General features: G+C 67.4%; 14 protein-coding genes and 1 riboswitch. All 14 genes read right to left on the bottom strand.

The window, feature by feature from the left end:
• Window positions 1–19: 19 nt before the first annotated feature.
• A complete protein-coding gene (locus G9Q80_RS23360; protein WP_043144984.1) occupies window positions 20–634 on the bottom strand; it encodes a (d)CMP kinase in 615 nt (204 codons plus the stop codon).
• A complete protein-coding gene (locus tag G9Q80_RS23365; RefSeq protein ID WP_088715576.1) occupies window positions 631–1050 on the bottom strand; it encodes a GFA family protein in 420 nt (139 codons plus the stop codon). Before G9Q80_RS23365 ends, G9Q80_RS23360 begins: the two co-directional genes overlap by 4 nt.
• Window positions 1051–1123: 73 nt before the next feature.
• Window positions 1124–2467 carry a 3-phosphoshikimate 1-carboxyvinyltransferase gene (aroA, locus tag G9Q80_RS23370; RefSeq protein WP_069207901.1) on the bottom strand — a complete coding sequence of 448 codons (1344 nt, stop codon included), beginning with the start codon at window positions 2465–2467 and terminating at the stop codon, window positions 1124–1126.
• A gap of 90 nt (window positions 2468–2557) precedes the next feature.
• Window positions 2558–3271, bottom strand: a complete 714-nt coding sequence (gene trmB, locus G9Q80_RS23375; protein WP_088715575.1) for a tRNA (guanine(46)-N(7))-methyltransferase TrmB — start codon at window positions 3269–3271, stop codon at window positions 2558–2560.
• A 60-nt stretch (window positions 3272–3331) separates the two neighbouring features.
• Complete coding sequence (locus G9Q80_RS23380; protein WP_088715574.1) at window positions 3332–3871, bottom strand: histidine phosphatase family protein; 540 nt, start codon at window positions 3869–3871, stop codon at window positions 3332–3334.
• Window positions 3871–4614, bottom strand: a complete 744-nt coding sequence (locus G9Q80_RS23385; protein ID WP_088715573.1) for a dienelactone hydrolase family protein — start codon at window positions 4612–4614, stop codon at window positions 3871–3873. Before G9Q80_RS23385 ends, G9Q80_RS23380 begins: the two co-directional genes overlap by 1 nt.
• Window positions 4615–4765: 151 nt before the next feature.
• Window positions 4766–5944 (bottom strand): methionine adenosyltransferase, encoded by a 1179-nt coding sequence (gene metK / locus G9Q80_RS23390; protein ID WP_043145042.1) that lies wholly within the window; start codon window positions 5942–5944, stop codon window positions 4766–4768.
• A gap of 7 nt (window positions 5945–5951) precedes the next feature.
• Window positions 5952–5998, bottom strand: a riboswitch (SAM-SAH riboswitch).
• Window positions 5999–6038: 40 nt separating this feature from the next.
• Window positions 6039–7583, bottom strand: a complete 1545-nt coding sequence (lnt, locus tag G9Q80_RS23395) for an apolipoprotein N-acyltransferase (protein WP_232788233.1) — start codon at window positions 7581–7583, stop codon at window positions 6039–6041.
• Window positions 7576–8538, bottom strand: coding sequence for a hemolysin family protein (locus G9Q80_RS23400; protein WP_043144970.1), 963 nt, complete (start codon window positions 8536–8538; stop codon window positions 7576–7578). Before G9Q80_RS23400 ends, lnt begins: the two co-directional genes overlap by 8 nt.
• A gap of 14 nt (window positions 8539–8552) precedes the next feature.
• Complete coding sequence (gene ybeY, locus G9Q80_RS23405) at window positions 8553–9074, bottom strand: rRNA maturation RNase YbeY (protein ID WP_167648317.1); 522 nt, start codon at window positions 9072–9074, stop codon at window positions 8553–8555.
• A 74-nt stretch (window positions 9075–9148) separates the two neighbouring features.
• Window positions 9149–10117, bottom strand: coding sequence for a PhoH family protein (locus G9Q80_RS23410; RefSeq protein WP_043145040.1), 969 nt, complete (start codon window positions 10115–10117; stop codon window positions 9149–9151).
• Between the two features lie 189 nt (window positions 10118–10306).
• Window positions 10307–10615 (bottom strand): hypothetical protein, encoded by a 309-nt coding sequence (locus G9Q80_RS23415; protein ID WP_043144967.1) that lies wholly within the window; start codon window positions 10613–10615, stop codon window positions 10307–10309.
• 19 nt (window positions 10616–10634) lie between these two features.
• Window positions 10635–11231, bottom strand: coding sequence for an OmpA family protein (locus tag G9Q80_RS23420; RefSeq protein ID WP_229754958.1), 597 nt, complete (start codon window positions 11229–11231; stop codon window positions 10635–10637).
• 219 nt (window positions 11232–11450) lie between these two features.
• Complete coding sequence (miaB, locus tag G9Q80_RS23425; protein WP_088715572.1) at window positions 11451–12761, bottom strand: tRNA (N6-isopentenyl adenosine(37)-C2)-methylthiotransferase MiaB; 1311 nt, start codon at window positions 12759–12761, stop codon at window positions 11451–11453.
• Window positions 12762–12818: the final 57 nt, after the last annotated feature.

Consider the following 12818-nt stretch of genomic DNA (forward strand, 5'->3'; position numbering starts at 1 on the left):
TGCTCCGGGACCCCGCGCCCTAGCCCGATGCGCCCGCCCGTTCCACGATGGCGATGGCCTCGGCCACAGCATCCGCGATGGCCATTTTCGACGTGTCCAGCGTCACCGCATCCTCGGCCGGTTTCAGCGGCGCGTCGGCGCGGTTCATGTCCCGCGCGTCGCGCGCCAGCACATCCGCCAGCACCTCGTCCTGCGTGACCTCATGACCAGAGGCGACCAGCTCGCGCCAGCGCCGCTCGGCCCGCACCTCGGCGCCGGCAATGACAAACAGCTTGGCCTCCGCCTCGGGGCAGATCACCGTGCCGATGTCGCGCCCGTCCAGTACCGCGCCGCCCGACCGCCGGGCAAAGGCGCGCTGCACGTCGACCAGCGCCGCGCGCACCTCGGGCAGCGCCGCCACCTTCGAGGCCGCCTGCGCCACCTCCGGCCCGCGCAGCGCCTGCGCGTCCAGCCCGGTCACGTCCAGCCCCTGCGCTGCCTCCAGCGGCGGCACGCCCAGCAGCATCTGCCGCCCAACCGCCCGGTACAGCAACCCTGTGTCCAGATGCGCAAATCCGAAATGCGCCGCCAACTGGCGCGCGATGGTGCCCTTGCCGCTGGCGGCGGGGCCGTCGATGGCGATGGTAAAGCTCACGCGATCACCTGTGTCGTCAATGCGGGGTCGGCGCCTTCGGCCCGGGGCACTCCCACGCCGATGTCATAGTAATCCCTCTTGTCCGCGCAGAAAATGTGTCCGGTCAGGCGCAGCCCGGTCGGCCCGTCGATGGTTCCGGCAAAGATCGACAGATGCGTGCCCGGCCCGTCCCAGAACAGGTTGCTGCCGCAGGTCCCGCAGAACCCCCGCCGCGCCGTGTCGGACGATCCGTACCAGGTCACCTCACCCGTCACCTCCACGGTCTCACGCAGGGCAGAGGTCGCCGCCACGTGATGCCCCGAGGTCTTGCGGCACTGGCTGCAATGGCAGGCGATCACCGGGCGCAGCGCGCCGCTCACGCGGTACGTCACCGCCTTGCAGAGGCATCGCCCCGTCACTCCAGCCGCAGCCTGCATCGCACACTCCCTCTCGATCCCTCCCGAGGCCTAGCAAGAGCGCGCCCCGGGGGAAAGCCCCAGCCGCTCTGGCTCAGTCGCGGGTGATCTCGGCCCCGAGGGTGCCCATCAGGGTTTCGAAGATCGGGAAGGACGTGGCAATCGGCCCGCCGTCATCCACGCGCATCGGCCTGGTCGAGGCAAAGCCCATGACGAGGAAGGACATGGCAATACGGTGATCGAGATGGCTTTCCACGGTCACGCCGCCCGCAACGTTGCCATGCCCGCGGCCCTCGACCGTCCACCAGTCCTCGCCCTCCTCGACGTGGACACCGGCGGCGCGCAGCCCCGTCGCCATCGCGTCGATCCGGTCGCTTTCCTTGACCCGCAGCTCCTTGACGCCCGGCATATGCGTGCGCCCCTGGGCAAAGCTCGCCACCACGGACAGCACCGGGTACTCGTCGATCATGCTGGCAGCACGTTCGGCAGGCACCTCGATCCCCTTGAGGTCAGGAGAGAAGCGCGCCCGCAGGTCGGCCACCGGCTCGCCCCCCTCTTCGCGCATGTTCTCGAAGGTCAGATCGGCGCCCATCTCCTGCAAGGTGAAAAACAGCCCCGCCCGCGTCGGGTTCAACCCGATGTTCGGCACCAGCACATCCGACCCTTCGGTGATGATCGCCGCGCAGACCGGGAAGGCCGCAGAGGACGGATCGCGCGGCACGACGATGGTCTGCGGCTTCAGCTCGGGGCGGCCCTGCAGGGTGATGACCCGGCCCTCCTCCGTGACCTCGGTCGAGATCGTGGCGCCGAAACCGGCCAGCATCCGTTCCGAATGGTCGCGCGTCGCCTCGCGCTCGATCACCACGGTCTCGCCCGGCGCGTTCAGCCCGGCCAGCAGCACCGCGGATTTCACCTGCGCCGAGGGCACCGGCACCTCGTAGCGCACCGGCAGCGGCTCGGCGGCGCCGACGATGGTCATCGGCAGCCGCCCGCCCGACCGGCCGTAGGCCCGCGTCCCGAACAGGGCCAGCGGATCGGTCACGCGGGCCATCGGGCGCTTGTTCAGGCTGGCGTCACCGGTGAATGTCGCCACGATGGGCGAGGTCGCCATCGCCCCCATGATCAGCCGCACCCCCGTGCCCGAGTTGCCGCAATCGATGACGTTCTCCGGCTCGCCAAAACCGCCGACCCCCACGCCATGCACATGCCAGGTGTCGCCGATCTTCTCGACCTGCGCGCCAAAAGCCTGCATCGCCTTAGCCGTGTCCAGAACGTCCTGCCCTTCCAGCAAGCCGGTCACTTTCGTCTCTCCCACCGCCATCGCGCCCAGGATCAGCGAGCGGTGAGAGATCGACTTGTCGCCGGGCACATGCGCCTCGCCCACCAGGGGGCCGGAGGCACGCGAAGTCATCGGGATCGGGGCGCCGTGGGCGGACATGGGGGCTCTCCTGCAAAATCGTCGCCGCCTGATAGCAAGCGGCACTGGCAAGGTCCATCGCGCTCGTGCAGCGCCGCGCCCCCTGCCCGCTCACCGCCTGTGGAAGGTCAGGTAGTGCGGCACGCGCCCCTCGCGCAGGGCCTTCTGCTCGTAGCGGGTCGAATACCAGTCGTCCCAGGGCTTCCGCCAGTCCTCTGGCCCTTCGGCGGCCCATGTGAACCCGGCCTTCGGCACCTCGACCAGTGTCTGCCGGACATAGTCGGGAATGTCGGTGGCCACGCGGAACTCTGCCCCCGGTTTCAGCACCCGGTGCAGCGGCTCCAGGTGCTCCTGCGTCACAAAGCGCCGCCGGTGGTGTTTCTTCTTCGGCCAGGGGTCCGGATACAGCAGAAAGGCCTTCGAGATCGACTCGTCCGGCAGCACGTCGAACAGGTTGCGCGCATCGCCGGGGTAGACCCGAAGGTTCCCGGCCCCCGCCTCCCGGATCTTGCCCAGGAGCATCGCCACGCCGTTTATGAAGGGCTCGGCCCCGATGATGCCCACGCCCGGATTCCCGACCGCCTGGTGCACCATGTGCTCGCCCCCGCCAAAGCCGATTTCCAGCCAGACCGGCGCGCCATCAAACAACGCCTCCAGGTCCAGGGGCACCCGGTCCGGGTTCTCCTCCCAGTCGACCGCACCGGGCGACAGCCGGTCCAGGTCCTCCTGCAGGTACTCTTCCTGTTTCGGCCGCAGGGTCTTGCCCTTCACGCGGCCGTAGAAATTGCGCCAGGGGGCGCCGGGGTGCTTGTTCGACGTGGTCATGGCCCGGGCGCTTAGCCTCCGGGAACGGATCGCGCAAGGCTCCTGCGGCCTCGCGGGCGCTCAAGGGGCGATCAGGATGCTGCCCAGCACCTCCAGCCCGTCGCCATTGCGGCGCACAATCAGCACCTCGCCCGACCGCGTGCCGCGTCCGGTCAGCGCGCTGATGTTGACCTGGTGCGTGACGACGATGGGCCGGCCACCCCGCGCCTCAAGCAGGTCCAGCGCCGCGACGGTCCGCGGGCCGCGCTGATCGAAATCGCGAAAGAAGGAATTGAACGCGGGTGCCGGCGTCACCTCGCCCAGATTCATCAGGGCGGCGGTCTCAAGGCAGCGGCACCACTGGCTGCTCAGCACCGCGTCAAAGCGCATCCCGCGGGCGCGAAAGGCGGCCCCGATGGCCCGCGCCTGCGCCTTGCCCCGCGCGTCGAGGGTGCGCTGCGTGGCGCAGTCATCCAGCACGAACCCCGAAGGATCCCCCGTGCCCGGCGCCAGCGCATGGCGCATCAGGGCAAAGGCACCGGGCCGCTCCAGCGCATCCCAGTCATTGGCCCACAGCACCCCCGGCCACAACAGGCCGAGGGCAAGGATCAGGAACCGCATCACAGCCGGTCGTCGAGGAACCGCAGCAGCCCCTCCCAGGCGCCCTGGTCGGCGGTCAGGTCATAATCGTTCGACCCGTGGACGGTAAAGCTGTGCCGCGCGCCGCCAAAGACCTGCGCCCCATGTTCGACACCCGCGCCCTGCAACTGGTCCAGCAGCGCGGCCAGGTCGCCCATGCCGGACACCGGGTCGGCACTGCCATGAAACAGCATCACCGGCGCCGTGGTCGCGCTGTAATCCTGCCCGTCGGGCGTGCCCAGCCCGCCGTGAAAGCTGACGAAGCCTTCAAGCTCCGCCCCGGCCCGCGCTGCCTCCAGAACCGCCGCGCCGCCAAAGCAGTAACCCATGATGACGATGTCATCCGTCGCCCCGGCGATATTGGCCGCCTCCATGATCGAGCCCATCAGCCGTGCGCGGAATTCCTCTCGGTCGCCATACAGCGCCCCGGACAGCGCCCGGTTCTCGTCCACGGTCTTGGGGTCCTCGTCGGCGCCGTAGACGTCGATGGCAAAGGCGGTATAACCCAGCGCCGCCAGCATCTCGGCGCGGCGCTCCTCGTAGGCGGTCATCCCGTCCCAGTCGTGCACGATCAGGACCGTCCCCTTGGGCGTGATCGCGGTGTTGGTGGCGACATAGCCCTCGTAGGTGCGGTCGCCGACGGTGTATTGGTGATAGCCGGCCTGGATCTCGGCCTGGGCTGCGCCCGCCAGCATCACGGCGGCGGCGAAAACGGTGCGGATCATCACGGAACCTCCCTGTTCACATTCCACACCGCAAAGATAGCGGCCCCCGGCAAAAGGAAAGGCGCCCCCGCGACGGGAGCGCCTGTGGTTCTTCTTGGCAGAAATACCCCGGGGGGAGACGACCGCAGGGAGACGGGGGCACAGCCCCCTCTCAGACCTCTTTCTTCAGCGCCTCGGCCAGGTCCGTCCGCTCCCAGGAAAAGCCGCCGTCCGCCTCGGGGGCGCGGCCGAAATGGCCATAGGCAGCGGTGCGCGAATAGATCGGCTTGTTCAGGTCCAGGTGGGTGCGGATGCCGCGCGGGGTCAGGTCGATCACCTTGGGGATCGCCGCCTCGATGGCGCGCGCCTCGATCTGGCCGGTCTGGTGCGTGTCGACGTAGATCGACAGCGGCTTGGCCACGCCGATGGCATAGGACAGCTGCACGGTGCAGCGTTCCGCCATGCCCGCGGCCACCACGTTCTTGGCCAGGTAACGCGCGACATAGGCCGCCGAGCGGTCCACCTTGGTCGGGTCCTTGCCGGAAAACGCGCCGCCGCCATGCGGTGCCGCGCCGCCGTAGGTGTCGACGATGATCTTGCGGCCCGTCAGGCCCGCGTCGCCGTCAGGCCCGCCGATGACGAACTTGCCGGTCGGGTTCACCCACCATTCGGTGTCATCGGAAATCCAGCCCTCGGGCAGGGTCTCGCGGATGTAGGGTTCCACCAGCGCGCGGACGTCTGCGCTGGTCATGGTCTCGTCCAGGTGCTGCGTCGACAGCACGATCGAGGTCACGCCCACCGGCTTGCCGCCCTCGTAGCGGACCGACAGCTGCGACTTGGCATCCGGGCCCAGCCTGGGCTCGGTGCCGTCCTTGCGCACCTCGGCGAGACGGCGCAGGATCGCGTGGCTGAACTGGATCGGCGCCGGCATCAAAGCGTCGGTCTCGTCCGTGGCATAGCCGAACATGATGCCCTGGTCGCCGGCGCCCTCGTCGCCCTGCTGGCCGGTCACGCCCTGCGCGATATGAGCGGACTGTTCGTGCAGCAGGTTTGTGATCTCCACGGTCTCGTGGTGGAACTTGTCCTGCTCATAGCCGATATCCTTGATGCAGGCACGGGCGATGTCGGGAATGCTGGCCATGTATTCGGCCAGCTTGTCCTGGTCGGTCAGGCCCACCTCGCCCCCGATGACCACGCGGTTGGTGGTGGCGAAGGTCTCGCAGGCGACGCGCGCAAGCGGGTCTTCGGCCAGGAATGCGTCCAGGATCGCGTCGGAAATCCGGTCGCAGACCTTGTCCGGGTGCCCCTCCGAGACAGACTCGGAGGTGAAAGTGTAGTTCTGTCGGGACATGATGGGGTGCTCCATTGATGACGCCGTCACGCCAGGAAGCCGTTGTGACGGGTTTTTGCTGTCCAAATGCGGGTACGCGGCGCAGCGCGCGGGGTCAATCGCTTTCTGGCGTCCTGCGACGGCGGGACCCCGCCCAAAGCGCCGCAATTGCCACGAACATGAGCAATCCCGCGGGCAGATCCCCGGTGCGGCTGTAAGGCGTGTGACGCATCGGCGGCGGCAGCGGCGCATCGGCGAACCCGGCCTCGCCCAGCGGAATGGTGACCAGGACCCGCCCGGCCCCGTCGATCACCGCCGAGACGCCGGTATTGGCCGCCCGCAGCATCGGCAGTCCCTGTTCGATGGCCCGGATTCGGGCCTGGGCCAGGTGTTGATACGGCCCCGACCAGGTGCCGAACCAGGCGTCATTGGTGATCTGGATCAGCATATCGGGCCGCAAGGGCGCGCCGTTCACATCCTGCGGAAAGACCGCCTCGTAGCAGATCAGCGGCAGCGCGCTGCCCAGCGGCCCCATGTCGATCACCTGCGGCCCCGGCCCGGGCGTGTATCCACCCTCGGCCCGCGCCGCCAGCCCGGCGATGTTCCACCGCGCAAAGAGCGCGGCAGCCGGCATGTATTCCCCGAAGGGCACCAGGTGATGCTTGTCGTAAAGCGCCTGCACCCCGCCACCGGGCGCCAGCACGATCAGCGAGTTGTAATAGCCCGCCTGGTCTGCACGCTGGACCCCCAGCAGGACCGGCGTCCCCCCCGCCGCCTCGGTGATCCGGTCCAGCGTCGGCCCCGCGCGGTGCAGCAGGTTGGGCACGCTGGTTTCCGGCCAGACGATCAGCGCGGGCGCCGCCCCGCCCTCGGCGGGCGCAGCGCGGGTGAACTCCAGCTTGCGCTGCATGAAGACGGGGATCTTTTGCGGGTCCCACTTCTCGTGCTGGGGGGCATTGGGCTGGACCAGCCGCACCACCGGACGCGCTGCAAGGTCCTGCGCGGCAGGGGTCAGGAGAACGCCGCCACCGAACAGCGCCGCCAGCAGGGTAAGGCCCGCCAGACCCGCCCGCGCCCCACCGGGCCGCAGCGCCAGCGCACACAGCGCCGCCGCCGCCAGCGTCAACAGCGTCAGCCCATGTGGCCCGACCACGGAAACCCACTGGATCACCGGCACCGGCAGCCAGAAATAGGGCACCAGCGCCCAGGGAAAGCCGGTAAAGACATAGGCGCGCGCCAGTTCCGCCAGGCTCCACGCCAGGACCAGCCCGAGCACCGGGTAGCGCCCCTGCGAAGACAGCCGGAACGCCAGCCCCCAGAACAGCGCCAGACCGCCCGCAAGGCCGATCAGCGCAAAGGGCGCCATCCAGCCCGTCACCGCAGCGTCGACGAAAAAGGGCTCGACGATCCAGCCCATCGAAAAGCCGAAATAGCCCAGCCCCACGGCCCAGCCCGTGCCCGCCGAATGCAAGCCGCCCGGCGTCACCAGGAACAGCCAGACCGCCGCGGCATAGCCCGCAAAGCCCAGGTACCACAGGTCATAGGGCGGCTGGCCCAGGCCGATGACGACACCCGCCAGCACCGCCAGCGGCAGGCGCATCCAGCCCGGCACGGGGCCCGCGACCCTGCGGCCGTCACCGGCCGCAAACCTGTCAGGCATGGCCCGCGTCGGCCTTGACCGCCGGGGCCTCTGCCACCGGTGCAGGCGCCGTGGCGGCGGTTTCGGCACGCGCCGCGTTCGACGGGCGCACACGCAGCCGCTTGATCCGGCGCGGGTCCGCATCGACCACCTCGAAGTCCAGCCCCGCCGGATGCGGCACCACTTCGCCCCGCGCGGGCACGCGGCCCGCCAGCATGAAGACCAGCCCGCCCAGCGTGTCGATCTCTTCCTCGTCGATGTCGTCGTGGTCGGTCAGCGCAAGGCCCAGCTCCCCTTCGAAATCGCTCAGCGGGGTCTTGGCCTGCACCAGGTAGCAGCCGGTCTTTTCGCGGGTCCAGTACTGGTCCTCGTCGGTGTCGTGCTCGTCCTCGATCTCGCCGATGACCTGTTCGATCAGGTCCTCGATCGTCACCAGCCCGTCGACCCCGCCGTATTCGTCGATCACCAGCGCCATGTGCCGGCGTTCGGTCTGCATCTTGGTCAGCAGCACGCCAATCGGCATCGACGGCGGCACGAAGAGCAGGGGCCGCAGCATCCGTTTCAGGTTGAACCGCCCGCCGGTGCCGTTGAACCCCTGCTGCAGCGCGAAATCCTTGAGGTGGGCCATGCCCACGGGCGTGTCCAGCGTGCCCTCGTAGACCGGCAACCGCGTCATGCCGCTTTCGCGGAACACGGTGACCAGGTCCTCTTTGGTGATCGTGTTGGGCACGGCGATGATCTCGGCCTTGGGAATGGCCACGTCCTCGACCCGCATCCGGCGCAGGTTTATCATGCCGTGAACCGGCCGGTCCGGCGCCCGAGGCGCGCTCTCGGCCGCAGAGCCGCGCAGCGAGCTTCCCTCGCCGCCCCGGCCGAACAACCGCTGCCAGAAACTGCGCCGCGGCCCGTGTCCGTTCATTTTTCCCGTCAGTGGCGCGCTTTGCGCTGCCTTAGACGAGTCGTCGCTATCGCCCATCTTTCCTGTTCCAGTCATGCCCCATCGGGGCCATCATCCTCACCATATGGGTTCGGCAGGCCGAGATTGCCAAGTATCTCTGCCTCCAGCCGTTCCATCAGCGTGGCGTCCGCGTCACGCATATGGTCATACCCCAATAGATGTAACACGCCATGAACAATCAGATGTGTGACATGTTGCTCGAAAGCGATACCCTGCTCGGCGGCTTCCCGCCCGCAGGTTTCCCAGGCCAGCGCGATGTCGCCCAGGTGGTGGGGCTCGTCGTCCTCGGGTTCGGGCGGCCAGGGCGTCGCGCCCGGTGCCTCGGCTGCAAGGTCCTCGGAGGGCCAGCTCAGCACGTTGGTGGCGGTGGGCTTGTCGCGGAAATCGCCGTTCAGCGTGGCGATGCGGGCATCATCGCAGCCCAGCACGGCGATCTCGTACTCTGCGGGCTCCAGGCCCAGGTGCGCCAGCGCCGCCACCGCGCCGCGTTCGGACAGGGCCGCCAGCCCGGCGGCCTGCCAACGGTCGTCCTCGAAAATCGTATCGGTCAGCATGTGGTCCAGTGCCGGGGGCTCTGCCCCCGGACCCCCGAGGTATTTTTCAAACCAAAGAAGCAGGAGGCGGGGTCTCAGCCCTCCGCGTCCGCCTCATAGGCCTCGATGATGGCCGCGACAAGCGGATGGCGCACCACGTCCTTGCCGGTGAAATAGTTGAACGAGATGCCGGGGACATGGTTCAGCAGGCGTTCCGCGTCTGCCAGCCCCGATGGCACGCCGCGCGGCAGGTCGATCTGCGTCCGGTCCCCGGTGATCACCATGCGCGAACCTTCGCCCAGGCGGGTCAGGAACATCTTCATCTGCATGGTGGTCGCGTTCTGCGCCTCGTCCAGCACGACAAAGGCATTCGACAGCGTGCGCCCGCGCATGAAGGCCAGCGGCGCGATCTCGACCGACTTTTCCTCGCGCATCTTGGCAAGCTGCTTGCCCGGCAGGAAATCGTTCAGCGCATCCATCAAGGGCTGCATGTAGGGGTCGACCTTTTCCTCCTGCGTCCCGGGCAGAAAGCCCAGCCGTTCGCCCGCCTCGACGGCCGGGCGGCATAGGATGATCTTGTCGACCTCGCCGGTGATCAGCATGTTCACGCCCACCGCCACCGCCAGGTAGGTCTTGCCGGTGCCCGCCGGACCGATGCCAAAGGCCATTTCATTGGCGTAAAGCGACTGCACGTAGGCTTTTTGTGCGTCGGTGCGCGGTTCGATCAGCTTCTTGCGGGTCTTGATCTCGACCTTGCCGCCGCTGAACATCTCCAGTTGTTCGTCAGGCTCGTCGTCTTCCATGCGAAAGGCGCGGTCGATGTCGCCGCGGTCCACCTCGCGGCCCTGTTCCAGCCGTTCGTAGAGCAGGCGCAGAACCTCGGCCGCCTCGGGCACCGCGTCCTCGGGGCCGTGAATGGCCAGCTGGTTGCCGCGGCGCAGGATCTGCACCCCGGTGCGGGCCTCGATGTCGGTCAGGTTGCGATCGAACTCTCCACAAAGATCGATCAGCAGTCGATTGTCTGGAAATTCAACGATGGCTTCGGTCAAGGTGCCCGCTGTCAAACCCGTCTCCTGCACAGGGCCGTCCGAATCCGGACGCATGTTTCTGCTAGATATGGTGCACCCGGCGGCGCGATGGCGCAAGTCTCGGTCGCGGCCTTGGGCGGAATGTCATTCAAGTGCCACAAAAACAGACCGCGCGGCAGATGCCGCGCGGCCCATTGTTACCCTGCGTGCCTGTCAGGGTCGAGATTACAGCGGGTCGCCGATGACCGAGGTCGAGCCGCCCTTGAAGTCGCCCGTGGCGATGGTCGGAGGCGCGATGCCCGAGCAGACCGGCTTGCCGTACTTGTCCAGGCGCTGCGAGAGATAGCCCTCGACGCCGTCGTCGATGATCCAGTGGTCGCAACCGTTCGGATCGACCCAGATGCCGGCCTTCATGCCGGTCAGGTCGTCACGGTCGATGGACTGGCGGTCGCGGCTCTTGTCCGGGCCGACCGGGTCGCAGGCGGCGAGGCCGACGGCAGCGACAACCAGAAGGATCGGTTTCACGAAGTTCATAATCCTGGTCCCCTCTGGATTACCGGAAGCAGAGAATTTCGACACGGCGGTTCTTGGCCATGCCCTGTGCGGTCTTGTTGGAGGCCACGGGCATGCGTTCGCCATAGCCGCGCACGTCGGTGATGTTGGCCCCGACGGAGCGGGCAACCTTGGCCACGGCCAGCGCGCGGTTGTAGCTCAACTTGATGTTGTACTCATCCGAGGCGCGACTGTCGGTGTGGCCTGCGATCACGTAGCCCACGGCAGAGGCGCTGCGGAAGAATTCCGCGATGCGGGCCTGCCCGTGCTTGGAGATCCTGTAGCTGTCGGTGGCAAAGAACTGGTCGGTGTTCATCACGCCGCAGGTGTTGGCACGGCGGCAGACCGGGATGCCCTTGCGGGTGACGTGGGGGCTCATGTAGCCCTCGACACCGTCGTCCATCACCCAGTGTTCGCAACCGTCCGGATCGACCCAGATGCCCGGGATATACTGTTCACCCTTGATGGTGCGGGTGTTCTGCGTGGAAATGAAAGGTGTCTTCTCTGCGTCCTCGGCGACTGCCGGCGCGGCGGCCGACAGACCAGCGAGAGCCGCAAGCGCCATCGCGCCGATGGCCTTGGTAATGCGATACGCCACAGCCTGGTCCCTTGGTTATAGTTTCCCCTGATGCCTGCGCTCGGTTTGGCAGCGCGCGCAGGCAAATTTACTATAATCAACACATTAGCAAAGTTGCCTTCCCTGTGAAGAGAAAAGCTATGCATACTGTCCCAAAATCGGAAACAGTTCCCGCAACCACCTTATTTTACTGTGGATAATCCGAACCTTTTTTTTGAAACAACGGGTTCGGAGGCAGCTCTAGAGCGGGTGCATCACCCCTTTGAGAGAATTGGGCCCGCTGGATTCGATTCGGATTCGCGCCAGGTCGCCCGGCACGATGCCGCTGGTCTCGACATGGACCGCGTGCAGGTATTCCGACTTGCCGACCATCTGGCCGGGCAGCCGTCCGGGCTTTTCGAACAGCACATGCACGTCCCGGCCGACCATCGCATCCTGCAGGCGGCGCTGCTGTTTGGTCAGCAGGGCCTGCAGCCGCTGCAGCCGGTCGTCCTTTTCGTCCTCGGGCACCTGGGGCCGTTCCGCGGCCGGGGTGCCGGGGCGTTCGGAGTACTTGAAGGAAAACGCGCTGCCGTATTCCACCGCTTCGATCAGGTCCAGCGTGGCCTGGAAATCGGCCTCGGTCTCTTCGGGGAAGCCGACGATGAAATCGCCCGACAGGTGCAGGTCCGGCCGCGCCGCGCGCAGCCGTTCGATCAACCGCAGATATTGCTCCGCCGTGTGCTGGCGGTTCATCCGCTTCAGGATCTTGTCGCTGCCCGCCTGCACCGGCAGGTGCAGGTAGGGCATCAGCTTGTCGCAGGTCCCATGCGCCTCGATCAGCGCCTCGTCCATGTCGTTCGGGTGCGAGGTGGTGAAGCGGATACGCTCCAGCCCATCGACCTCGGCCAGGGCATGGATCAGCCCGGCCAGCCCGCCGTCATGGCCATGGTAGGCATTCACGTTCTGGCCCAGCAGGGTGATCTCGCGCACGCCGCGCTCCACCAGGTCGCGCGCCTCGGTCAGCACGCGCTCCGCCGGGCGCGACACCTCGGCCCCTCGGGTATAGGGCACCACACAAAAGGCACAGAACTTGTCACAGCCCTCCTGCACGGTCAGGAACGCCGTCGGCCCGCGTTTCGCCTTGGGCCGCCCCTTGAGGTGGTCAAACTTGTCCTCCTCGGGGAAATCCGTGTCCAGCGCCTTGCCGCCGGAGCGCACCTTGGCCTCCATCTCGGGCAGGCGGTGATAGCTTTGCGGCCCCACAACCAGGTCCACCATCGGCTGGCGGCGCATGATCTCTTCGCCCTCGGCCTGGGCGACGCAGCCCGCCACGCCGATCTTCAGGTCCGGGCGCGCGGCCTTCAGCCCCTTGTAGCGGCCCAGTTCGCTGTAAACCTTCTCCGCCGCCTTCTCGCGGATGTGGCAGGTGTTCAGCAGGATCATGTCCGCGTCTTCGGGGCGTTCGGTGGTCTCATAGCCCTCGCCGCCCATCGCCTCGGCCATGCGCTCGCTGTCATAGACATTCATCTGGCAGCCGTAGGTCTTGATATAAAGCTTCTTCGGGGCCATCGCGCGCGCTCCTGCTCTCGGGTACGAGGGCTGCGGATACCGCAGAATCCCCCCATC

This window comes from Mameliella sp. LZ-28 (genome assembly GCF_012274245.1).
GTDB classification, from domain to species: Bacteria; Pseudomonadota; Alphaproteobacteria; order Rhodobacterales; family Rhodobacteraceae; genus Antarctobacter; species Antarctobacter albus.